The sequence below is a fragment of the Pedobacter sp. MR22-3 genome (genome assembly GCF_026240075.1).
Taxonomy (GTDB): Bacteria; Bacteroidota; Bacteroidia; order Sphingobacteriales; family Sphingobacteriaceae; genus Pedobacter.
This window is the reverse complement of record NZ_JAPIVF010000003.1, coordinates 483,095-505,748: the sequence shown is the minus strand read 5'-3', so window position 1 is coordinate 505,748 and position 22,654 is coordinate 483,095. Positions and strand designations below refer to the sequence as shown.

At 42.5% G+C, this 22,654-nt stretch carries 19 protein-coding genes, 2 tRNA genes and 1 pseudogene; 11 read left to right on the top strand and 11 right to left on the bottom strand.

Features of this window, described 5'->3' with window-relative positions; genetic code table 11:
- Positions 1-109: 109 nt before the first annotated feature.
- On the bottom strand, positions 110-2,602 hold the full coding sequence (locus tag OQ267_RS09125; protein WP_265835646.1) for a glycoside hydrolase family 95 protein: 2,493 nt from the start codon (positions 2,600-2,602) through the stop codon (positions 110-112).
- A gap of 397 nt (positions 2,603-2,999) precedes the next feature.
- Here OQ267_RS09125 and OQ267_RS09120 point away from each other — a divergent pair.
- The 4 genes and pseudogenes from OQ267_RS09120 (at position 3,000) to OQ267_RS09110 (ending at position 4,863) form a co-directional block, all read left to right on the top strand.
- Positions 3,000-3,072: transfer RNA gene (locus OQ267_RS09120), tRNA-Gly, on the top strand.
- 49 nt (positions 3,073-3,121) lie between these two features.
- A tRNA-Leu gene (locus tag OQ267_RS09115) sits at positions 3,122-3,205 on the top strand.
- Positions 3,206-3,663: 458 nt separating this feature from the next.
- Positions 3,664-3,825: pseudogene (locus OQ267_RS22540) on the top strand (Arm DNA-binding domain-containing protein); the annotation flags it as partial.
- Positions 3,826-4,863, top strand: a complete 1,038-nt coding sequence (locus tag OQ267_RS09110; protein ID WP_265835645.1) for a site-specific integrase — start codon at positions 3,826-3,828, stop codon at positions 4,861-4,863.
- Between the two features lie 152 nt (positions 4,864-5,015).
- Here the strand turns inward: OQ267_RS09110 and OQ267_RS09105 are convergent, their stop codons facing one another.
- The 4 genes from OQ267_RS09105 to OQ267_RS09090 all read right to left on the bottom strand — a co-directional run bounded on the left by OQ267_RS09105 (position 5,016) and on the right by OQ267_RS09090 (position 6,731).
- The gene (locus OQ267_RS09105) at positions 5,016-5,309 is read right to left on the bottom strand and encodes a hypothetical protein (protein WP_265835644.1); all 294 of its coding nucleotides are present in this window, start codon (positions 5,307-5,309) and stop codon (positions 5,016-5,018) included.
- Between the two features lie 10 nt (positions 5,310-5,319).
- Positions 5,320-5,616 carry a helix-turn-helix domain-containing protein gene (locus tag OQ267_RS09100; protein WP_265835643.1) on the bottom strand — a complete coding sequence of 99 codons (297 nt, stop codon included), beginning with the start codon at positions 5,614-5,616 and terminating at the stop codon, positions 5,320-5,322.
- Positions 5,617-5,908: 292 nt separating this feature from the next.
- Complete coding sequence (locus OQ267_RS09095) at positions 5,909-6,454, bottom strand: hypothetical protein (RefSeq protein ID WP_265835642.1); 546 nt, start codon at positions 6,452-6,454, stop codon at positions 5,909-5,911.
- Between the two features lie 139 nt (positions 6,455-6,593).
- The gene (locus OQ267_RS09090) at positions 6,594-6,731 is read right to left on the bottom strand and encodes a hypothetical protein (protein WP_265835641.1); all 138 of its coding nucleotides are present in this window, start codon (positions 6,729-6,731) and stop codon (positions 6,594-6,596) included.
- A gap of 182 nt (positions 6,732-6,913) precedes the next feature.
- Here OQ267_RS09090 and OQ267_RS09085 point away from each other — a divergent pair, with 182 nt between their 5' ends.
- The 6 genes from OQ267_RS09085 to OQ267_RS09060 all read left to right on the top strand — a co-directional run bounded on the left by OQ267_RS09085 (position 6,914) and on the right by OQ267_RS09060 (position 14,847).
- A complete protein-coding gene (locus tag OQ267_RS09085) occupies positions 6,914-8,038 on the top strand; it encodes a hypothetical protein (protein ID WP_265835640.1) in 1,125 nt (374 codons plus the stop codon).
- A 219-nt stretch (positions 8,039-8,257) separates the two neighbouring features.
- Positions 8,258-8,992 carry a restriction endonuclease gene (locus OQ267_RS09080; RefSeq protein ID WP_265835639.1) on the top strand — a complete coding sequence of 245 codons (735 nt, stop codon included), beginning with the start codon at positions 8,258-8,260 and terminating at the stop codon, positions 8,990-8,992.
- Positions 8,993-9,606: 614 nt separating this feature from the next.
- Positions 9,607-10,629: a hypothetical protein gene (locus tag OQ267_RS09075; protein ID WP_265835638.1), complete on the top strand. Its 1,023-nt coding sequence runs from the start codon at positions 9,607-9,609 to the stop codon at positions 10,627-10,629.
- Positions 10,630-10,654: 25 nt separating this feature from the next.
- Positions 10,655-11,632, top strand: coding sequence for a ferritin-like domain-containing protein (locus OQ267_RS09070; protein WP_265835637.1), 978 nt, complete (start codon positions 10,655-10,657; stop codon positions 11,630-11,632).
- Positions 11,633-11,650: 18 nt separating this feature from the next.
- Positions 11,651-13,696 carry a LodA/GoxA family CTQ-dependent oxidase gene (locus OQ267_RS09065; protein WP_265835636.1) on the top strand — a complete coding sequence of 682 codons (2,046 nt, stop codon included), beginning with the start codon at positions 11,651-11,653 and terminating at the stop codon, positions 13,694-13,696.
- Complete coding sequence (locus OQ267_RS09060; protein WP_265835635.1) at positions 13,696-14,847, top strand: FAD-dependent monooxygenase; 1,152 nt, start codon at positions 13,696-13,698, stop codon at positions 14,845-14,847. The genes OQ267_RS09065 and OQ267_RS09060 overlap by 1 nt, the downstream gene beginning before the upstream one ends.
- Positions 14,848-14,962: 115 nt before the next feature.
- Here OQ267_RS09060 and OQ267_RS09055 read toward each other — a convergent pair whose 3' ends face one another.
- The 6 genes from OQ267_RS09055 to OQ267_RS09030 all read right to left on the bottom strand — a co-directional run bounded on the left by OQ267_RS09055 (position 14,963) and on the right by OQ267_RS09030 (position 21,934).
- Positions 14,963-16,753 (bottom strand): FAD-binding oxidoreductase, encoded by a 1,791-nt coding sequence (locus OQ267_RS09055; RefSeq protein WP_265835634.1) that lies wholly within the window; start codon positions 16,751-16,753, stop codon positions 14,963-14,965.
- 259 nt (positions 16,754-17,012) lie between these two features.
- A complete protein-coding gene (locus tag OQ267_RS09050) occupies positions 17,013-18,788 on the bottom strand; it encodes an alpha-keto acid decarboxylase family protein (protein ID WP_265835633.1) in 1,776 nt (591 codons plus the stop codon).
- A gap of 5 nt (positions 18,789-18,793) precedes the next feature.
- Positions 18,794-20,599, bottom strand: coding sequence for a flavin monoamine oxidase family protein (locus OQ267_RS09045; protein WP_265835632.1), 1,806 nt, complete (start codon positions 20,597-20,599; stop codon positions 18,794-18,796).
- Positions 20,600-20,943: 344 nt separating this feature from the next.
- A complete protein-coding gene (locus OQ267_RS09040; RefSeq protein ID WP_265835631.1) occupies positions 20,944-21,252 on the bottom strand; it encodes a GNAT family N-acetyltransferase in 309 nt (102 codons plus the stop codon).
- Positions 21,253-21,272: 20 nt separating this feature from the next.
- Positions 21,273-21,551 carry a hypothetical protein gene (locus OQ267_RS09035; protein WP_265835630.1) on the bottom strand — a complete coding sequence of 93 codons (279 nt, stop codon included), beginning with the start codon at positions 21,549-21,551 and terminating at the stop codon, positions 21,273-21,275.
- Positions 21,552-21,679: 128 nt separating this feature from the next.
- Positions 21,680-21,934, bottom strand: a complete 255-nt coding sequence (locus tag OQ267_RS09030) for a hypothetical protein (protein ID WP_088302837.1) — start codon at positions 21,932-21,934, stop codon at positions 21,680-21,682.
- 199 nt (positions 21,935-22,133) lie between these two features.
- On the opposite strand from OQ267_RS09030, the gene OQ267_RS09025 reads away from it, so the two are divergent.
- Positions 22,134-22,559: an SRPBCC family protein gene (locus tag OQ267_RS09025; RefSeq protein WP_088302836.1), complete on the top strand. Its 426-nt coding sequence runs from the start codon at positions 22,134-22,136 to the stop codon at positions 22,557-22,559.
- Positions 22,560-22,654: the final 95 nt, after the last annotated feature.

Here is a 22,654-nt window from a genome sequence, read left to right as displayed (position 1 = left end):
TTCCCGAAAGCAAAATAGCCTTCTATACTTTGCCAGCAAATTCAAAAAACTTAATCTTTTAGACTCGTTCTGCAAATGCCTGCCTGATCAATAACTGGTTTTTAATAAATTAGTTTATTAATGGAAGGATGTCATAGCGTTTTCCCGGTTTTGTACTAAATGTAAGTTCATAGCCATTTCCAGATTTTTCGGACGGAAGCTTCAGGTGTTTTAACCTGAAGGGATGTGCAGCTTTCACCACACAAACCCCGCCTTTTTCAGCAGTAATCTTGCCGTAAAGCAACCGGCCATCCTGCCATTTCATATCCACCTCAAAACCACCTCTTGCCTTTAGGCCAGATACCATACCATCTTTCCAGGCCGATGGCAAAGCCGGCAACAGTTCAATAGCGCCATTATAACTCTGCAAAAGCATCTCTGCAATACCTGCTGTTCCGGCAAAATTCCCGTCAATCTGAAATGGCGGATGTGCATCAAAGAAATTGGCGTAGGTACCTCCTTTTGATTTTTCATTGGCATCCACATAATTTAATAATTTCCGCAACAGCAGGTAGGCATGATCACCATCTTTTAACCTCGCCCACCAGTTAATTTTCCAGCCCCTGCTCCACCCTGTTCCGTCATCCCCCCTGATGGATAGCGATTTTGCCGCTGCCTTAAAAAATTCAGGCTGATCCGGCGTAATTTCTTTCCCCGGATAAAGACCAAAAAGGTGTGATACATGGCGGTGATGGATATCGGTTTCTTCAAGGTCCTGATACCACTCCAGCAATTGCCCATTTTTTCCAATCTGCAATGGGTAAAGCTTTTTGATTTTGGCCTGCAATGTATCCCGGAAATTCAGGTCTGTGTTTAGGATTTGTGCCGATTTGATCACGTTACTGAAAAGATCGCGAATGATGGACATATCCATTGTAGTGGCAATGGATACGGACTGTGCCTTCCTGTTTTGATCATAAAAAGCATTTTCAGGTGAGGTGGAAGGCGCCGTAACCAGGTAGCCGTCTTTAGTCGGAACTAGCCAGTCGAGGCTGAATGCTGCAGCAGACTTCATGATGGGATAAGCTTTTTTCAGGAAATCCTTATCCTGCGTATATTGATAATGTTCAAACAGGTGCTGGCAAAGCCAGTTTCCACCCATCGGCCAGTTGGCCCATAAAGGATCTCCGGCACCAAAATCGCCTACCGGATTGCTCAATGCCCAGATATCTGAATTGTGATTAGCTGCCCATCCCTTCGCGCCATAAAACTGCCTTGCAGTAGACTTACCTGTTTGTGCTAAATTGCCGATAAAATCGAGCAGCGGAAGATGCATTTCGGATAAATTGGTAACCTCTGCAGGCCAGTAGTTCATTTGTGCATTGATGTTAATGGTGTAATTGGAGCTCCATGGCGGCCGCACCATATTATTCCAGATACCCTGAAGATTTGCCGGCGGACCTCCGGGACGTGATGCAGAAATCAAAAGATACCTTCCGAATTGAAAATAGGTAGTTTCCAGTTCCGGATCTGGTGTTGCGGAAGAATAGGCTTTTAACCTTAAATCAGAAGGCAGCTGGCTTTGCACCTTGTTCTTATCCTTACCCAATTGCAGTGATACCCGATTGAAATAGTGCGTATAGTCTTGGTGGTGGCGCTTTATTAAATCGGTATATGTCCTTTTCACCGCAGCCTGAAGTCTTTCCCCGGCAATTTTATTTTCATCAAGGCCTTCACTGTCCGGACATTTATCAAATCCGTTAAAACTGGTTGCTGCCGTAATATAGATGGTAGCATCCGAAGCATTTTTAAGTTCAATTAAATTTTTACCTGAAAAAATTTTTCCATCAGCAGAAACCACTTTTATCCTGAACTGAAACCGCATGCCCTTGCAGCCTGAAGTATCATTATAGGTTATGGGCTCCACCTTTTCAGGGTTATAATAAACTGGCAATACATTTGCCGGAGCTTTTCCCTGTACAATCATTTCACCGCCATCACCGATATTTTGATGGTATTTCAACAGGCTATTTGCGGCTATAGAGAAATTTAATGCACCCTTTTTACTGGCCTGAAGCCTGATTACCATGACCTGGTCGGGAGCAGAAATGAATGCCCTGCGAGAATATTGTACACCATTAACGGTAAATAAGGTGGTGGTTAAAGCACTATCCAGGCTCAATGCTCTCCGGTATGCCGTTGGTTTCTGACCCTTTAAATCCTGTTTAATGATGACATCTCCCATTGGCAGATAAGACTGGGAGTAATAGCCCTGCATTTTCCTGGTCAACTGATCTGCCAGGCCATAATCCTGGTGTTGTAACAAAGCTTCCCTGATTTGCGGTAGATATTTCAAAGCATCAGGATTAACGGATTGCGGAACTGGTCCACCGCTCCATAAGGTGCTTTCGTTTAACTGCAGTAGTTCTTCATCTACCTTGCCATATACCATCGCCCCGAGTTTACCGTTCCCTAAAGGGAGTGCTTCCACCCATTTTTCAGCCGGCTGCTGGTACCAAAGTTTAAGGTTTTGCTGTGCAAAGGATTTTTTTGTGCTGACAATCAGCACTAAAACAACTGACAAGGTAACGGCTATAAACTTATTGAAGTTAAATTTTTGCATTTGGATTAACCTATTTCTCATATCAAAACATCAGGTTCTAATTTTTTCCCATTGCGTAAATCAGAATAAACAATTTAACACCGGGCTGAAATGTAGCTTACAGCATGCATATGCCTGATCTGCGTGATTTCATTTAAAAGTGCTCAATATATAAATCTTTATACATTAATGCTTATTAATTGCAGGCATTTTGTTTAACAATTTGATGGTTTTCAACATAGCTGAAATTCCGCATTATTGATTTACAAAATCTTCACCGCAGTTTATGAAAGCATCTGAAAATTCAATTTAAAACTCAATTAACCTTGAAATTAAAATTTTATAAATTATTTTTGCATGTGCTATTTATATTCCTATATTTGCAACCCCAAAGGGAATACAGCGATTGTATTATCATGCGAAAGTAGCTCAGTTGGTAGAGCACGACCTTGCCAAGGTCGGGGTCGCGAGTTCGAATCTCGTCTTTCGCTCTAAATGCCTTCCTACCAGGAGGCATTTATTTTAAAAGGTTAATCGCCTGCTCGGGTGGTGGAACTGGTAGACACGCAGGACTTAAAATCCTGTGCTTTCAAAGGCGTGCGGGTTCGATTCCCGCCCCGAGTACTGATGTCCAAATAGGATAAGGTTTGTAAATAAAGCGTCATCCGTGATGTTTAGCTTTATTAGAACATATAAAAACACTGACATATATAGTTAGTTATAAAAATAGGTTCGATTCCCGTACGTGGTACAAACAAAGATTACAAAACTATAGAAGCCTGCAAATTAATAATTTGCAGGCTTCTTTGTTTATAGCTATCTCCCAACTTTCACAAAGATTCTCCAAATTAATTAGCGTCAATCGTGCGTCTCACTTTTTTAAAATAAAAGACGCACGATAAGTACTTAATTAATTGATTATCAATATTTTTAAAGCATGAACATTTTGTTTAGCAAAGGCTTCAATCCGACATTTGTTTAACTTAAATTATTCAGTTATGTTGGAGAAAAGCTTTGGCTTGCTTTATTATTTAAAGCAACCAAAAAATTAGAAGGGAAAAGATCGTTTTGTTTATTTAAGGATCACGGTAGATGGTAAGCCTAAGGAGGTATCAATTAAAAGAAGGTGGCATTGTGATAAATGGAACCAACGAGCAGGTAGGGCTACAGGAAATAAAGAAGATGCCCGTAGCCTCAACGAATATCTTGAAAGTTTAACTTCTAAAATTTATGAAGCTAAAAAGTTGCTCATTGATACCGGAAGACGGATTACTGCTTTAGGTATTATAAGCATTGTAACCGGAAGTGGTCCAGAAAGAAGAATGGTTGTGGATATTTTTAAGCAACATAACAAAATTATCGAGGGTTTAATAGGCGTCGAATTTTCAAGAAAAACATGGCAGCGCTATGATACGGCCTGTACCCATTTACAGAACTACATTAAGTTCAAAACAGAAATTGATATCGATGGCGTCGATATGGAACTCCGGGATGTTAACTATGACTTTATACAACAGTATTATTATTGGTTGCGCGCAGAGAAAAAACATTCTTACAATACAGCAGTAAAGTACTTGAGTTTATTTAAGACGATTATTATTCAATGTCGTAAAAAAGGATGGCTATATACAGATCCATTCGCAGATTTCAAAACGAGTCCCAAGGACATTCCTGTAATTCCGCTCAGGCGCAGCGGGGTCTATGCCATACAGAATAAGGTTTTCTTTACTGATCGGTTGAACGCTGTTAGGGATATATTCATTTTCAGTTGCTATACTGGTTTGGCTTACATCGACATCAAAAACTTGATGCGTTCTCAAATTGAAATTGATGACGAGGGTAATAAATGGATTTTATCGAGCAGACAAAAGAACGATGCACCTATTAAAGTACTACTCCTGCGCGTAGCTGAAGAACTATTGGACAAGTATGCTACGCATCCGAAATGCTTAATAAATGGTTTTGTTCTGCCCGTCGCGTCAAATCAGAAAATGAATGAGTATTTGAAGGAGATTACTGCGCTTTGCGGCATTAACCGAAGGTTGACGTTCCATATCGCACGACATACGTTTGCGACTACTATAACGCTTGCAAATGGTGTGCCTATCGAAACCGTTTCGAAATTATTAGGGCATAGTAGGATAAAACAAACACAGCATTATGCCAAAGTTATTGATACGAAAGCAAGAGAGGATATGCAAGAGTTAGATGATAAATTAGCTCCTAAACAGACTGTCGAAATAGAATTCGATTTCACCGACGCAGTTGCTAAGGCTTCTTGATGGTAGGATTCGTGTCTAAATTTGTATGCTTAATTGCGTTGACAACAAAAAAAAGGGATAGCAACCATACCAGTTGCTATCCCGTTTGATCCTAACCGCCTTTACTTTAAGAAAAGAGTATCGACCGTTACCTGGATATTGTAATGCACATTCTATAAGCATAAGACTGCCTTACTGCCAATCTTGGGATGATAAGACGGCTCATATTTTAAATAACCTGTAAGCACCAATTCTTTTAGGTATCGGTGATATGTCGCTATACTTTTAATATGAGAAATACCCATAACCTGCCGACGGGAAATTTGTACTGTCCGGAAACAACTAGTTTCGATTGCAATATGGAATATTGCCATGATTATTGCCATGTGGATCGCTTTAATCTTTGGGTCCCCTGACATCAATTCTATGTACCTGGCCAAAAGACCTGCATTTTCTTCACTTTTCATCCTCACATTTTTAATCAAACAAAGCCTCAATTTCATTCTTATTGTAGTAATAGACACCTAATATTTTTTTAGGCGTAATTTTGCCACTAATCCTCAAATTCTGAAGTGAGCTAAACGAAATTTGTAATATTTTTTTCACTTCCGCACTCTTTAGCCACTCATTCTGTTTCTCGAAAGGCCGCGCTTTGAGCAATTCGGCGATTTCATTCAGAAGGTTTCTTCCAAATTCTTCTAAGTCTTCTTTTGTTACATCTCTACACCCATCCGCTTTCAAATTCTTAAAATACAAATTCAATTTTACTTCCACGAAATCTGTTAAACGACGACCTATACCTTATATAACCGTACTCCGCTAGTTCCTTTATTGTCCTTTGATAGGTGTAGCGTCCTCCGATTTTTGCGATAGGCATTACCTCATGGGAAAAAACCAATACGCAACTATTTGTTCCTTTGTTGAGCCACGCGTAATACAATGCTGTGAAAACCGCAATATGAAATGGCCCGATCTTAGGATCGCTACGTATTTCTTTAAAAAAAGTAAGAAACGTCTGTATTGCTTGATCCCCCCGCTATTACACAATTTTCCATCCTCAACTTTATCAAACGATTTTCATTTTACTTCTGGCAGCCTGCTGCTGCTTAACCTCTACTTTTGATGACACTTTGCTCTCGCGCTCTCTATTCTTTTCGTTAAGGTATTGAGCGCTAAAAACGCTTAGCTGCCTTGGATTGGCCTCAATCTCTAACCCACCATTAACACCAACTGAATTTAAACGTACCGTTTTCCCATTTTCAAGTGCTGCCATAAGCTTTAACCGCTCTGCAGGGTCCTGGGTTTCTTTTGCCTCGATCTCGCTCAACAGCTTATCAAGATCGAAACCGTATTCTTTCGGAAACGACATTACCTTACAATTGCCCATTGCGTCCCGATCGTTGAAATCAAGACTGAGCCAGGTATCTCCTGACTTTATAGACTTACCTGCAAGCAATCGGTGAGCATGATCAGCAGTCAGGTCCTGAAGAGCACTGTCCAGTTTTAATGTACCGCCTTCTCTAGGCCGCCCCTCAATCTTTAGTACAGCTACCGCTTCTTTAATCTGGTAATCCCCATTGAGATCCTTTTGGATATTGATCTTAAACGACATCGTTTCTTTCTCTGAAACATTATAGGAAACAGGAATAGTAAATTCCTGTTTCCCGAGCCTGGCCTGCTATTCAAATTCCTTAACCGCAGCACCGAAGCCTTTTAGATTAAGTGACGATTTTACAGCATCATGGTTGCGTTCAATAGCGTAGACGCTCTTTCATGGTCAACAGCTTTTCTTCCTTATCCTTTCCGTAAAAATCCCGATCAAAAACGGACTCATTATGGATCATCCTGAAAAGGGCATTGGTCTGCTTATTGGAAAACTGTTGGATCATAATTTATTTGGCCGACGTGTATGCGGGCACAAATATAATAAAAGCGGCTCGGCAAAAAATACAACCGGGAAATCCTTGCTCTATAACAAACTGCAAGATTATTAATCCTAAGTGAATCCTTACATTGAAAAACTGCTTATATAATCACGTGGAAATTATTATTTTGCCGAAAATCTGAACACATGAATGTTGCACATGACACCCTTGAAAATCTACATCATCAAATCGATTCCTTAAAAAAGCTTTCTGAAGCACATAAATCTACATTTCAATTAAATGAAATACCTATACAGACAGCCCTAATCGCAGCTTGCACGACTTTAATTACTGTTTTTTTGGGCTTCCTTATCAAGGATTATCTTATCCCCTTGATAGTAGAAGATCGAGTCAAAAGGCGGAAAGGACAGGAGTTATTTTTAAAAATTAAACGTAATCTTTTTTCTTCCGCAAATTCCTTTAATCATCGGCTGCATGAGATCTTCCGTACAAGGTCACATTATTTGTGGAAACAAACACCTTTGATTGAGTTTTACGATTACAAATACCGCAGTACTGTATTCCGGCTTTGTACATTATTGGGATGGGTTCGTATCTATCGTATCCAAGAACCTAATTTAGTCATTAAGAAAAAGGCAGATACAAGTCACTTCATATTAGAACGAATACAAGCTATTGAGTCTAGCTTAGCAGATGGTCAACGAGTTGAAATGTATATAGTTAAAGCGATCTTCAGACTTTTAGGAAAAGATACGAACGCAGTGCAGAAAACAGATTTGGAAAAGTTTTCTGTAGAACTTGACCATTTAGTCCACGCTGTACATAGCAGGCACAATATCGTTCAGCTAAACGATGCTGATACCCCTATAAAAGATCAATTTATTAAAGATCTTGCATCCGCAGCGCAAAACATATCAATTACATTAGCCGATTTGCAGGATAATAAAGACAAAGTCATTGATGAAGTATCCGTAAAATTAGGGCTCATATATAGGGATTGGCAGCAAGCAATAGGAGATCTGATGCTTTTGAAAAATGGTGAGGAATATCAAACAATTAGTTACAAAACCTTTGAAGCTTACTGGGATCAAGCCGATACAACATCCGAAAAGAAATGGCTGAAGAGAGCAGAAGTGATGTTTGATAATTTGAACCTCACTGCAAATACTAAAAGCGATTCCCGAATCGAGCAGATACCTCTAATTTATTCATCGGTATATGCCCTGCAAAAAACACTTTATAACATTAAGATAGGTCCAGCCCCCATTAGCAAACTAAATTTCGATAAAATAAATGCAACCATAAGTTAATCTGTATAAATTAATAGTACTTAATATCTTGTTGAACTTAGGGTGCAGATACTATTTACCTGAAATATTGCTAAAATTTCATCGATGCTTGCGAATTGCATTTAAATTCTTAATATATCTATGCCCTAGATTTTTTTTGTATTTTACAACAAGTTCGACATTGAAATTATGAGCATATGGGCCTATAATGAAATATCCTCTTATACTGATCAAGAAAAAATGAGTAAATTCTTTTGTTCATTTTGTAATGTTAAGCTAACAGAACAGTCAATTAAGAGAGGAAAGGAAATTTTACAAGTTGATCACTGTCCTCAATGTGGTTGGTGGAAGGGGTATCACAATATTCAAACTCAAGCCTCTTCTCATACCGGTTTCTGGATTGAATGCAATATTGCCTATGCTACATTAAAAGAGTTAGACTTAATCAACATTGACATTCCACTATCAGACCTTATAGATTATCTTGCCCTAAGTTTTAAAAATGTAGATGTTATATCGCCAAGAAAATTTGAACTTGTTGTGGGTGATGTTTTCAGAAATTTAGGTTATCATACGGTGGTCACTAATTATAGCAATGATTATGGGATTGACGTTATATTGCACGACCCACAATCAAGGTTAATAGGAGTGCAAGTAAAAAAGTATAAAAATAAAATCGAAGCTTCCCAAATAAGAGAATTAACAGGTGCTCTAATGCTGGGTAATTATACGAAAGGGATCTTTGTTACTACATCAGATTTTAGAAAAGGAGCAAAGACAACAGCATCTTTATCGGAAGCAAAAGGAATCTCAATCGAATTACTTAATGCCAATGAATTCTACGATGCGCTTAAACTATCTCAATTATCCAAAAGTCGGGTTTTCGAATGGGAAGATTTCAACCTGGAAAAGTTTATTAAAGGTGGAACTTACGAAGGCGACTTTCTCGACGATGGGACAATTCTAACGTATTGATATTTTTCTTTAAATACGATATTAAAAAACAGTTCTCCTAACGATCATATAATCCTCACTCATAAGAATTAATGGAAAATAGCAAAGTCTATTAGAGTAATCGGATAGCCACTTGGATCAAGATAGAAGTATACTAATGGCCAAGTGACTTTCAAAATTTGCTGATGTCACGTTATCACTCGCCCTGTTTATAAGTCTCATTAAAGAAATTATCCAGGAATTCGTATCTTTGAGCAGATAAGGATTGTAGTACTTTGAAATCAATTTATATAAGTATTGCAGGCTTAATAGTAAGTAATGACATCCTTGATCTGTTGTTGTGATATTGCGTAATTCGTGCGTTCACCGGCAAAAGATAAAAAAACATACTGTACTACAGCGTGTTATCGAAACAGTTCGATTCCCGCCCCGAGTACTTAATGGGAAGCACATGCTAAAAGATGTGACTTCCCATTTTTATTTCCTTTAACTTTTTAGCAGTCAGCTAAGCTCAATCCCCTAAAAAGGGATATCCTAAATGGTCAATCCAGCCCGAACGATTAAGTGACTATAAAATTTGCATTTGTATTTTTTTGTTAATACTTTCAATTATAAATTAACAAATCTCAAACAACATGTTACCTATCAATTATTTTGCCGGGCCGGAGGCCTACAATTCCGATTTTTTCAACAGTACAGCCGAGGCATCTTTTGCGGTGTCAACCCCCTACCTTGTTGCCCAAGGCAATATCAGTATTCCGGATGTAACCGTGAGTGGCGAAACCGTAAGTTTCAACAACACAGCCTTTACTGTATTGACCAATTACATTAATCCCGGTCCCAATTCGTCAGGCGAAAATTATTACACCGAAACCCCTGCGGCTTTTGAACCGGTATGGCCGAAACCCTTATATCCTGATGCGGTATTTACTCCGGTTACAGGTGCTGGCGGCGGTACATTTACCGGCACACTGGATTGTGTGGGGTTTGGCTGCCGTGTCATCACTGCAGTGGGCAGTAATGATCCGCAAAACAATGCCTATAGCCTGTTACATCAACAGGTTGATTTTGATGCGATCCATTTTGCTGCACCTGGAATTGTACCCACGGCGTTGGAAATCGCGATCGCCTTCCCGGTACTTTTACCAGGCCGGTGGAGTTATGTTGCGGGTTGTATATCCGCAAGCACCATTCAGGAAGCTGAAAACGAGGAATCTCAAAAACTGAATCAGCCACTCAAAACCTATACCGGTGAATCGCAGAGCGGACTATCTTCTGCACAAGCCGGAGATATTGTATCCTTTGGTTATACTGCCGGACATTCTAACGGCCATTTCATGGTGCTTACTTCCGTACCAGAACGTGTACCACTTGATGAAGTGCTTAACCCGGAAAGCTTTGTCAAACAGGTTTACCGCATTTCCGTTTATGACAGTACGGATGCGGGAGGCTCTTTACATTTCAACGATTCCAGGAGAAACAGCAATCCGCAGAGCTGTGGCATCGGCTATGGTGAATTACTGCTACTGGCTAACGAACAGGATCAGCCTGTGGGATTTGTGTTTGGCCCCGAAGAACGCCCTCATTATGTCACCGGCTTAAGCCAGCTGGCAGACGAACTGGTGGTAGCTGCCATTACCGTTGCCCGTTTTCAATAACCATTCACCGTTTAAAACCTCAACCATGTCTACTGAAAATTTAGCTGTAGCAGATCCGCACTGGAATCTGAAACACCTCTATGAACATATCCAATACGCCGCAGACCTGGAGCTGTGGACGATTCCTTTTTACATGTCGGCCATGTATTCTGTTGTGAACCGGAGCGCAGAACCGTTTCAGCTGATCCAATCTGTTCTTCACCAGGAGATGCTGCATTTACAATGCGTCGCGAATATCGGCAATGCCTATGGTTATCGTCCTAAAATCAGCATGCCTGTTTATGAAGGACAGACTATTCCACATCTTGATTTTAACCTGGATGTACCAAATCCTACGCAAAACTTTCAGCCCTACACGGCCGAAATAGGTCCGCTGGATATGTCCCGGATCAATGCCATGTGCCTGATTGAATATCCGGAATGGGATTCTGCGACCCAGCCATCGCTCAAACAAAATATAAAGGAATATGCCAATATTGGCGATTTCTACCGTGCACTGCGTTATGGCGCCAGCCTTTTTAAAGACCGCATTAAGGGCGGTGTAAACCAGGTAAACTATTTTTCGGCTTATTACAGGCTCATGCCAGGTATGACAATCACCGAAAACGGAAATGCCGGTTTCAACCAGGTGGGCATGCTGATTGATCTGATCACCGATCAGGGAGAAGGTTCAAATGCCAGCCAGGGCAATGATCCGCTGATTGCGAATTTCCAGAACACGGCAGATGACCCGGAACAAACCGCTGATCATTTTGAAAAATTTGAACAGATCAAAAACAATACACCGCTACAGGATACCTATGCATTTAAACCGCTAAGCGATTATACTGATTACGACCGGCAACTGATCGAAATATTAAAAGAGAACTTTAATAAACTGCGTAACCGGCTTGATGCCCTTTTTGTTGGCGAAAACCCGGATGATTTTATACCCGCCATGGTCAGCGTAGGCGCAGCCATTCAGAACTGCTGGAAAAACGGCGTGACCCCACAATTCAGTTAACCTTAAAAGATTCAAACCATGTCAGTAAATAAAGTATTCCGCATACACCCTACCATTAATTTTGCGCGCATAGGCTCCAGTAAAGCGTATTATCTTTCGCCAGAAACCAGTGCCGGCTTGCCGCTGGCGGGTTCGGCAACGACGGGAGGACTGCCTATTAAACCAGGAACGGAAAATGAAGCCATAGCGGCGACCGACCTTCGCGATGAGGATGGTTACCTTAAAAGACAGGCGGCCCGCTTCCGCTTATATTATTATGAATTAGACGGACCCGATGCTTATCCCTGCCCCGCCAAACCTGCGGAAGTAGTTAAGGGGACCACGCTTGCTGACGGACGGGTGGTTAAAGATATCATCTGGACGGTGCACCTGGCCAATAAAAAGGCTGCTTCCTACAATGTGGTACCGCTGGTGGGTATCAATGCATTCCAGGACGGTTTTCCGCAATTGCGCAACCCGCAAGTATACGGTACAACAGGTACTGTAGCAGACCCGATCCGCTTAAGAAACCTGGTGATTGATCCTGGTCCGAGGGCTGTTTCCGCCATTGCGAATAATAAAGCCAAATTCAATGCAAAAACCCCGGCCAGTTATTGTTCAAATGGAAAGATTGAGGAAATCACCGCCTATCCGGTCACCTTCCCTGCCGGCGAACTGCATTACCCCGCTGGCAAACTCGATTCATTGGGTGAGGCGCTAACAGACGAGCAAGGCAGATTACTGGTATTGGCTGCTCATGGCCATACCGCTGCAGGAATAGATGAATATGGCGATCCGGTACCTTGCACAGGCGATCTTAATAACGCCAGCTGGTATGATGACGCTGCCGATGGGCCTGTATCTGCCACCATTGTCTTTGAAGATGGCAGCTTTCAGGAGGCTTTTAATGCCTGGGTGGTTTGCTGCGATCCGGCTTATGCGCCGCAGATCCGCAATGTTGTTTCCACCTGGGATGATGTTTATGATACCTGGGTAAGGGAAATGAACCTGCAGCCGGAACTGTTTGATGCCGAAAGTTTTAATCCGGCCTTTCTCCCGGCATTTGAAAGCATGGTGAGGCCGGTATTCAGGGCTGCGTTACTGCAACGCTGGACCGTAAACCTACCCCGAATGGCCGTTAAAGCACATGAAGCCGTGGATGCCATCACCGGCGCGGACAACCCTGACAAAACCATCATGGCCGGACTGAATTTTATCAGAAATCCGAACCTTACAGGCACCCCACAGTCTGAAGTGAACACCGGTGTACCGCTCATGCCTTTATCAGTGGGCGATGCCGGAACATCCTTCCTGACGGTGACCAAAACCCAGTATTTCTTTTTGGAACAATGGAGCAGGCACCAATTTATTGATGGTGAGGGCCAGCAGCTCGGCAAGGGTGAATACCTGGATATGGCATCCCTGAGCAACTGCCTCGGCGGCCGGTATGTACCCGGCATTGAAATGAGTTATATCGTGAGATCAACAGATATTTACCAGCAGGACTGGCAAACAACCGGCGCAGGACCGTTCAGATTGAAAGCCAGCCCCCTAAATTATGCTTCAGCGAATAAAGCGCCATTTTTAACTGCCGGATGGTTTCCGCTACAGGAAGACCTGAGTGGTCTGGAACCCGGTGATATGACCAAGTTCATGGCCATACCCTGGCAAACGGACTATAATTCCTGTTCCATACACCAGCCAAGTATCAATACCAACGGCGTAAATAAAACGAATGGCAATGGTACAACCCTGTATTGGTCGTGGCCCGCACAACGCCCTGATGCGGTTTACGTATCCAGCCAGGTGGTTAATAATGTTTTACCTAAACAGCAATGGGCCATCAGGGGAAAAGGTACTTATTCGCTGGATCCTAAAAGTGCCAGTACTTTCCAGAAAGCCAATCAATCTGTAAAAGACTGGGATAAGCTGGGCATTGTTGTGCAGGGTACGGTGATTGGACCTGACTACGATCCGGATTATTACCTTGAGGTACAAAACCAGTTTGATGAAACCATCATACCGGATAACCCGGCACTGGAATGGCCCTTTAACACCAGTCCTTCTGCCAACAACCCCATTTGATGCGGAGCGCAGCATATGATGTAGTGATCATTGGAGCCGGGCCGGCCGGGCTTGCAGCAGCCCTAACCCTGAAAAAACATGCTGATGTACAGGTGCTGGTTATCGATTCGGGAAAGGCTGACAAGATCAGGGCGGGGGAAAGCATCCCACCCGCCGCCCTGTCTTGCATCAGTTTTTTAGGTTTAAGGGACATTTTTGACCGTGCAAACCATTTTGCCTATCCTGGTCATGTATCGGTTTGGGGGCGTCACCTGGCCGGATTTAATGATTCGGTACTTGACCCGATGGGTCCGCCGTGGCGGCTAAACCGGCCGGTATTTGACTGCATGCTGGTGGAAGCGGTAAGCCGGCATCAAATCGATATCGCCTGGAAAACACAATACCTGAGCCGGCAACCCGCTCTCGATGGTTTTGAGCTTACCCTGTATGACCGTGTTAAACGGCAAAATTACAGCTTACGTGCAAAAATGGTGATCGATGCATCCGGACCTGGTGCGCACTTTGCCCGTTCGTTAGGCATCAAAACACATCTTCAGGATCAACTGATCGGTTTACTCAGGTTCAGTTCCATCACCGCCGGAAAACTGACTGCCCAAACCCTGTTAGAAGCAGATCAAAACGGATGGTGGTATGCAGCCAAACTACCGGAAGATAAACTGGTCAGTATGTATATCACCGAAGCCCCGGTGCTCCGGCAAATCAATGTGGCTATGGCTGAAAATTTTTCCAAAGGCATTAGCCAAACCCAACTCCTTGCTGCCCATTTAGCGCCGGTTGCGCTAAACGATCATTGCTTTTATAAATTTCCGGTCTACTCCTCCCGTTTGGAACAAGTGTATGGAAAACATTGGCTGGCTGCCGGCGATGCTGCCCTCTGCTTTGATCCAATTGCTGCGCAGGGCATTTACAAAAGCCTTTCAACTGGCATTAAAGCCGGAAAAACAGCATTGGCCATGTTAAAAAGCAATGGCCATGACATGAGCGCGGCGGTGCTGTATCAAAACCACATTGACAATTCCTGGCAGCAATATATTGATCAGCGCAATCAACACTACCGGCAAGAACAACGCTGGCCGGAATCCGTATTCTGGCAGAAACGGGCAGAGACTAAAGTATACCCGTATAAAATGAAGCAGGAATTCAATACTTAATTTGCAGCTGCTGAAATTGATTTCACATCCCTGGAAGATTCAAGCAGGACTCATATCTTCCAGGAAAAACGCCCGCATAAGCAGCCGGAGTGGAAATTCTGTTTGTGGTTTTAAGCTAAATAATGGTTTTGCGGGTGCTTAACCTGTTTAACGGATCATTTGCATAATTTTTCTTGATGTCTTTCAGCTTGGCATAACTCTCCTGAAAATACACAGCAGTAGGGATGCTGGCATCTTTGAAGCTGATAAATGCACCGTATGTTTGCGGAAAATCAAGATCCCGGCACCATTCCAACCAGTCCAATGCTTTATTTACATACTGGTCTGCCTGTTTATTAACCCCGTTCTGGTTCCACCATACCTGATACTGTATGGTGTAGGGACTGCTTTTGTATGGAAATGCACTGCCATCATATTCACCTCTTTTCTTTTTATTGATCTCACTGTTATATTCTGTATAAAAGGAGCCTGAAATAGCCCCGAGGGTGATATAACAGGCTAACCCGGCATCAAATCCTTTCTGTTCGAGCAAATCAGACTGCAGACTTTGAATTAAAATTTCCCGACCGGCTTTACCCAGTCCGCCGCCTTCATGACCTGCCTTCACCAGCTTTGATGTAATTTTCCGCGGTGCAGGATCATCAACCTCTGGCGGAATAAATTCATAGCTTTTCAATCCTGAATACTGAAGCGGTGAATTGTTGTTATCTTTCCAGTCAATCACCCGGTCCCAGGCAGAAAGACCGCCCCAGAAACTGTTGCTATTTAATCCATTCTCACCGGGATCTGCTGATAATCCATCCTGGAACGTCACATCATCAGGCGTCAAATCAGAATGGAACCATTGGCCAATTACTTTCCGGATCGCATTTTGGTCAACATCACTGCTCTGGTAATACCCATAAAAATAGCATTCCTGACCAGTTGATTGATCATCGCCTGATTTAGCCATTATTTTTAAGTTAGTACCCAGCAGATCAGGGTTGTCGCCACTGATAATTTCTTCCCACTTTTCCAGTATTTCCAATGCCTTTCCATTTTTCCAGGACACGGTAAATTTGGTGGTGTAAGGGGGAAGCTGAAATGTTTTATAGACTAAACTGGTCACAATTCCATAGCTCATGCCACCGCCGCCACGGAGTGCCCACAGCAATTTCCGGTCATCATCGGTTATGCTGGCTACCGGCTCGCCATTTGCTTTTTTGGGCAACAGTTTTTCATCCCATAATTCCTTTACTGTTCCATCACCTAAAACAATGGTTACGCCGGCCAGGCTTTCGCAGCCCATGCCTTTGGCGCGTGTCCATGGTCCCCAGCCACCACCAAATGAAAATCCGGCAACCCTTACCGAATGGCAGGTACCATGCGGGATTCCTACTCCATCCTGATTTAACTGCGTAATCAGATCAATAAACTGGATGCCCGGGTCAATGATGGCGTAATTGTTATCCTGTTCCTTTTCCAGATTAAAAACCTGCACACTGTTCATACCAGAAAGGTCTATCACCAGGGCATCTGTACCCATGCACTCCCCTTCATGATCATGTCTGCCGGAACAAACCCTGATCGGCCCATCGAAAAAAGGGATCATCTTCACAATGCTCTGTACATGCTGCGTTGTAAAACACATCGCAATATATTTTGGCATAAACCGGTAATAGCGGTTATGGATTTTTCTCTGTTGATCATAATAGTAGGTTTTACCCTGATAGGTGATCTCTTTTTTTTCAATCTGAAGCAACGGCGGAAATCCTTCGCTTATGGTGTCTATAATATCCGGCCGATCGGCCAATTCTTCAAACTGACTGCGCATACTTTCCATATGCGGACGAATCTGCTCGCGTTCCGAAACGCCGTTTTCATAGCTTACATCCAGCTTAGAGAGGAAGTCTAAAATTTTTGACATCGTTAAATTGTAATTTAAATACCTGTTGTGATCCGGAAGATAACATGGCTAAAGAGCCCTTTTAAACAATTCCTCGGCTTAAAAAGCAGCCTGTTTTGCCTGTTAACCTGTATTGATCAGCATGAATAAATGAATGAAATTTTTGATTTGAGAAAGCGTCAGCCCCTCATGACGAATATGTAGAGGCTGACGTATTGAATTGAAAAGCCATTAAGGCGCAGATACATCTATATCCGACCTTTAACGGCCTCATCAGATGTTATCCGCATAATGACCAGTCTTTGTTCAGTACCTCATCTTCACCTGGCCGGTCATTTTTATAGGCAATGGCTTCCGGAATATCCACCTCGGGCAAATGCACATGCACAATAAAATTGGTGTCTTTTACATCAAGTTTTTTAAGCACATCTTCCAGCTCATTCATAGTAGACACTTCGAAACCTTTGCCACCAAAAACATCTGCTAATTTGGCGTATTTCCACTGATGCATTTTATTATAAGGGTAAACCTCGTTCATATGCTCTACCGGATAATTTATTTTTTTATCGGCCGCTCTGAAAGGGTTTGGATTCGTGAGCATTTGTTCAATCCCATAAATGGTGTTGTCCAGTACAAATACAATGGTATTGTGCCCCAGTCTGGCCTGGTTGCTGATGGCCTGACAGGTTTCCTGGAAAGCTCCATCACCCACAAAAACAATCACCTGCTTTTCAGGTAAGGCACACTTGACGCCTACGGCAGCTGGTACCGAATAACCAATAGAAAGCCACGAGGCCTGCGCCACAAAACCATTGGCTTCTTTAATACGCAAACCTTGCGCACCCAGTAAGGAAAAGCCGGAATCAGAAACCACCACATGATCTGTCGTGATGAATTGATTCATCCGGCCAAAAAAGCTGTCGTAGGTGATCGGCAAATCAGCATCTTTCTTCCGTGGTTCAACCACAAAAGTTGCATCGGCCACTTTCTGACTACTATCGTACATATGATGGGGTTTATACGCTACGTCTTTGAGTTGCCTGCGCAGTTCGCTCATAAAATCGCCCAATGATACGTTGGGTTCAAACTGTGCACCGATCCGCACCGACGAATGGTTGGCCAGGACGGTATGCTCCCCCCAAATATTAAAGCCACCCAGGTTTTTACCTGTGGTCCAGGCACCGAGCCCGATTTTGACACCGGCTTTTTTAAACCGTTCCTGCACATCTTTTGGAGAAGCATTGCCATTAAAAACACCCCGGAAATACCGGTTGCTTTCTGAAACGACTGATTTGCCCATAATGGAAGTGGTAAATTCAATCTTCGTCTCTTCCACTAACTTTAGAAATTCTTCCTGTAAGCCTTTCCGCTGAATTTCTTCACCGGCCCAAAAAATGGGCGCACCAAATTCCTTAATCAGTTCTACCGTTTTCTTTGCGGCCTCCACAGCATTTTGCGTGCAACGCTTATAACCATTAATCGCCAGTTTATGCTTCGGTGCTTCACAAGGCATGCGCCATACATCTTCAAAAACCTCGAGATAAACCGGCCGGCCATAAATCAGGCAGGCCATCAGTACAGCGTCTATTTTATAGGGTGCATCTACACTGCTCATCACCAGCTCTGCAGCAACGGTAACATGGCGATATACGTTGATGTTGCTGTACATGTCGCCGGTCATGTGTGAGGCCAGCAGGCCTTCACCAATACTTTTCATCTGATCGGCATTGGTGGGCGAACCATTGATCACCAGTACCGGGCAATGCTCTACATACGAACCTGCCGTAGCATTCAGCAAGGTAAAAGCACCCACGCCATAGGTCACTGCTACGGCAGCAAAACCTTTCAGCCTGGCATAGGCATCGGCGCAATGGCCGGCATTAATTTCATTCGTGTCGCCTATAATGTTTATTTTATCTGCGCTTTCATCTTCATCAATGGTATTTAAAAAAGGAGCCGAATAATTACCCGCTATCCCAAATAAATGGGTCAGGCCAAGCTCCTTCAGCCGCAATACCAAATATTTTGCAACGGTCATGTCTGTTAAATTTTCCATGGTGCTCAGGATTTAAGATCAACAGCCAACGGATTAATTACAGGTGAATCACCATGAACAGCAGCTTCCTTCAGCTCATTCAGGTAAACAGGTGTTTCATTGACCTCAAGTGCCGTGCGTATTCCTGATTCAATAGCTCCTTCTATCCATGCATGTTTCAAAGAGGCATGTTCACCGGCGAAATGGGCCTTCCCCTCCCATTCTGTTTTTACAATATGCTTTTGCAGTAAATGCAACTGGCCGGGGTTAAATATGGCTGCTTCGCCGAAAGCATAAGGGTCCTGCATCCAGCTTTGGGTTGCACCGCCTATAATATTACCGGGATCGGCATTATTGCTCTGGTCTTTCTTTTCTTCACCACGGGTGACATGCAGTACTGCCAGACTTTTGATCCGCTTTTGTTCGGCCAGGTCCTGAGGTGCGTGGATAACGGCCACATTGTCCAATGCAATATTGTACCTGTCGATATCACTCATAGAATCCCATCGGCTCGCCTCATCAGACCAGCAATAGGAGGCCAGCATCAAACCGTGCCCGTCTTTACCAATATCCTGGCTTGGATAATAAACAAACCTGTTGGACAGGTCAGTAATGGTACCACCGCCAACTATACCATAAGGTTCTTTTTCCCACCAGCGCTCCTTAAATTCGAGCAATACCTTGGTTGCAGAATCGTAATGGAGTTCACGTATCGCTCTTCGTTTTTCCTGACTGAATTTCGGCCACACATGCACCATCCGGAATGCTGAAAAAGGAATGGTAACGATTACTTCATCAAATTCCATGCTGTCAAGTCTGTGGCTGTGCACGGTGTATTCATCTTTTTCCGGATGTTTCGTTTGATGGTCTTTTTCGCGGTCGGTGGTGATTTTAACCTTTCCCGTTTTTTCATTGATCCAGAGTTTGGTGACATGGCAATTAAAATAAATGTTCTGGTGCAGTTCATGCTTTTCGAAAAATCCGGTGGTCAGCAAGTCTGTACCGCCAATAATCTGCCAAAACTGGGTATCATCCTTAATCACGTTGGATTCGATAAAACTCTGGATAAAATCATAGGCCAGACGCGATTCCAGGTTTTGCAACACGGCGATCATTTCTATGGCATTCTGCGAATACAGCGACTCCATTAAAAAGCGCATCATCGAATAATTGCCATAGCGCTCGATCAATATCGGCCAGTTTTTTTCAGGGTTTTGCGCCAGAAACGCTTTTAATGGATTAAGCAATGTACCCAGCAGCTGATCAGCACGCTGGTTTTCAAAGTTATTGGGACTGGTTTCCAGGTGATAATCCAGTAACTGGTTCACATCAACACCTTTTTTATAATATTCACTTTGGATCACCCTAAGGTAATTCACAAACAAGAGTGATTTCCGTTCCTGTTCGGGCAAATCTTTGCGGGTGCCATTTTTGTAGGCGATGGCCTGTTCTTTATTTACCGAAACATAGTAAAAGGGTTCTGTTTTCAGTTCAAGCTGTTTAATATATTCCATGACCATCAGGTGGATGCTGGGAATGCGCATGGCACCCGCTTCGCAATACAGGGAGTCATCTTCGAAATACTTTTTTCCGGCGGTATTGCGGAAGGTTTTGATCCGTCCGCCAACACGAGTATTGGCTTCTGCGATAGTAACCTCATGCCCAACCTGCTTTAACATGGCCCCGGCAACCATACCTGCCATGCCGGCGCCAATGATCAATACCTTTTTTTTCTTTTTGGGGTCAGGAATTTGTGTGCGGATGTAATGAAGATACTGTTGGATAACAGGGTCTGCGCTTTCATCAAGCAGACCATGGAGATAATTTTCCATTTAATGAGAGTGTTAAGAGTGATTAATCAGTTTTTTTTTGTATGATAAATATAAATACAAAATTATGATTTCAACAAATAACTGCTATTAAATATGAGACAACAGCAAAATAATCCAGATAATCTGAATCAAGCACTTGCTTCAGATATGTATTAAATTTTATGCTCGAAAATATGATTGCCCAACATTACAAGAATAACAACAATTCCCTTTATATAACAGATTGCTTGGGCATATTTGCTTTAAGAAAATCGAAGTATTCTCCATCACTGTCTTCTAAAATTTCATCACCCGCCATTTAAAACATTCCAGCTAAACACTTCCCCCTTAAATAAGCAAGGCAGTTAAAATTCGGGTTTCACCTCTTTATTCCAAATATCCTGATATTCATCAGGATGGCGCTTAAACTGTGTCGCCACGTAAGTGCATAAGGGAATTACCTTCAATTGATTGGAACGGGCATAATTACTCATGGCCGCTAACAGCAGTTTAGCATATCCCTTCCCTTCCTGATCTTCATCTACTTCTGTGTGATATACTTTTAGATCACCACCCAGAATCTCCACGATCATTTCGCCAATTTTCTTATCCTCATCAAACAGGTTGAATGCGGCAGGCTCCTCCCCATCATGTTGAAATTTAACTTCTGCCATAATATCATTTATAAAACAATTTATTTTTCTTCGTTATCTGCATTTGTTTTCCCTTCTTCATAGCGGTCTTCCCCACTTTCATCTTCATGTACAATTAAGGAGTTTGGTGCTGCACCTGCTGGGTTACCCCCTGTTCCGGTTGTTTTGGGTGTGCGCAGTAGGTCATCGTTTGCCTGTACATCTGCTGTTTCGGTTACATCTGTGTTGCCCAGTGCCTGCTGGCTTAACTGTTCCTGATCTTTTTCTTTTCTTTCATTTACTTCATCCAGAGGGGATGAGTGTACTGTTTTATTACTCATATCATTTCGCTTTGATTAAGGAAACAACAATGCGAAAATCTGAATGTTTCGATAAATACTTTCTTTATCTCAGCTGACGGTAAACAAAAAAACAGTATCGGGGTTCGATACTGTTTTTTTTAAGATCACTAGCTGTAAATGATCTGGTAGTTCACATTCACCCGTTTAGGATAATTGCTTTCCTTTTCATTTAAAGATACAAAGGCCGCATTGGTGTGAACCTTTGCCTTCAATGCGTGTTCGTAATGAAATTGAATGGTTTTTTCGTAATCTTTTTCTGTGTACATGGTGTTTTCTGCTAACAGATTCCGATCATTCAGATCTTCTGGCAATAAAGTGATGTCGCAATTTCCATCACTTATTTCTTTTACTAGATATTTCATTTTTGTTTAAATGTTGGTTTCCGCGCTCTAAACTATCTTCTGCGAAAGCACCAAAAATATGGTAAGTCTGCGTGTTGCATGTAATCTGAAAGTTAATTTTAAATTATTTATACCTGTTAACGTCATTCACCTGCTTTAATTTATGATTTCAATCTTTTAAATACGTTGAAATTATTTATCTTTAGGTAAAGATCTCACCATGAATCATCTCCAACCCATAAAAGTAGAAACACTGATTGATGTCCCTGTTGAAAAAGTCTGGACATTCTGGACGCAGCCGCAACACCTTACCGAATGGACCTTTGCTTCCAGCGACTGGCATGTTCCATATGCTGAAAATGACCTGAAAGTGGATGGAAAATTTAAAACCACCATGGCTGCAAAAGATGGCAGTATGCAGTTTGATTTTGAAGGCATTTATGGTGTAGTTGATGCACATAAACGCATCGCCTATCAATTAGCCGACGGGCGGCAGGTGGATATTACATTTGAAGAAATTAACGGACAGACCAAAGTGACAGAAGTTTTCGATCCGGAAAATCAAAATCCAATTGAAATGCAGAAAGAAGGCTGGCAGTCTATCTTAAACAATTTTAAAAAATATGCAGAAGAACACGCATGGTAAGTATCATGCGCAACGTTAACCAGTATTTTTTTGATCACCCCAATTTCACTGGCCCCACGTAACATTTCGATGATTATTTGATTCGCATAATTTTT

Bases quoted from the DNA above. Each gene is read 5' to 3' on its own strand.
- OQ267_RS09125 (WP_265835646.1), bottom strand. From the start codon at position 2,602: ATGCAAAAATTTAACTTCAATAAGTTTATAGCCGTTACCTTGTCAGTT.
- OQ267_RS09105 (WP_265835644.1), bottom strand. From the start codon at position 5,309: ATGAAAAGTGAAGAAAATGCAGGTCTTTTGGCCAGGTACATAGAATTG.
- OQ267_RS09095 (WP_265835642.1), bottom strand. From the start codon at position 6,454: ATGTCGTTTAAGATCAATATCCAAAAGGATCTCAATGGGGATTACCAG.
- OQ267_RS09090 (WP_265835641.1), bottom strand. From the start codon at position 6,731: ATGATCCAACAGTTTTCCAATAAGCAGACCAATGCCCTTTTCAGGATG.
- OQ267_RS09085 (WP_265835640.1), top strand. From the start codon at position 6,914: ATGAATGTTGCACATGACACCCTTGAAAATCTACATCATCAAATCGAT.
- OQ267_RS09080 (WP_265835639.1), top strand. From the start codon at position 8,258: ATGAGTAAATTCTTTTGTTCATTTTGTAATGTTAAGCTAACAGAACAG.
- OQ267_RS09075 (WP_265835638.1), top strand. From the start codon at position 9,607: ATGTTACCTATCAATTATTTTGCCGGGCCGGAGGCCTACAATTCCGAT.
- OQ267_RS09070 (WP_265835637.1), top strand. From the start codon at position 10,655: ATGTCTACTGAAAATTTAGCTGTAGCAGATCCGCACTGGAATCTGAAA.
- OQ267_RS09065 (WP_265835636.1), top strand. From the start codon at position 11,651: ATGTCAGTAAATAAAGTATTCCGCATACACCCTACCATTAATTTTGCG.
- OQ267_RS09060 (WP_265835635.1), top strand. From the start codon at position 13,696: ATGCGGAGCGCAGCATATGATGTAGTGATCATTGGAGCCGGGCCGGCC.
- OQ267_RS09055 (WP_265835634.1), bottom strand. From the start codon at position 16,753: ATGTCAAAAATTTTAGACTTCCTCTCTAAGCTGGATGTAAGCTATGAA.
- OQ267_RS09050 (WP_265835633.1), bottom strand. From the start codon at position 18,788: ATGGAAAATTTAACAGACATGACCGTTGCAAAATATTTGGTATTGCGG.
- OQ267_RS09045 (WP_265835632.1), bottom strand. From the start codon at position 20,599: ATGGAAAATTATCTCCATGGTCTGCTTGATGAAAGCGCAGACCCTGTT.
- OQ267_RS09040 (WP_265835631.1), bottom strand. From the start codon at position 21,252: ATGGCAGAAGTTAAATTTCAACATGATGGGGAGGAGCCTGCCGCATTC.
- OQ267_RS09035 (WP_265835630.1), bottom strand. From the start codon at position 21,551: ATGAGTAATAAAACAGTACACTCATCCCCTCTGGATGAAGTAAATGAA.
- OQ267_RS09030 (WP_088302837.1), bottom strand. From the start codon at position 21,934: ATGAAATATCTAGTAAAAGAAATAAGTGATGGAAATTGCGACATCACT.
- OQ267_RS09025 (WP_088302836.1), top strand. From the start codon at position 22,134: ATGAATCATCTCCAACCCATAAAAGTAGAAACACTGATTGATGTCCCT.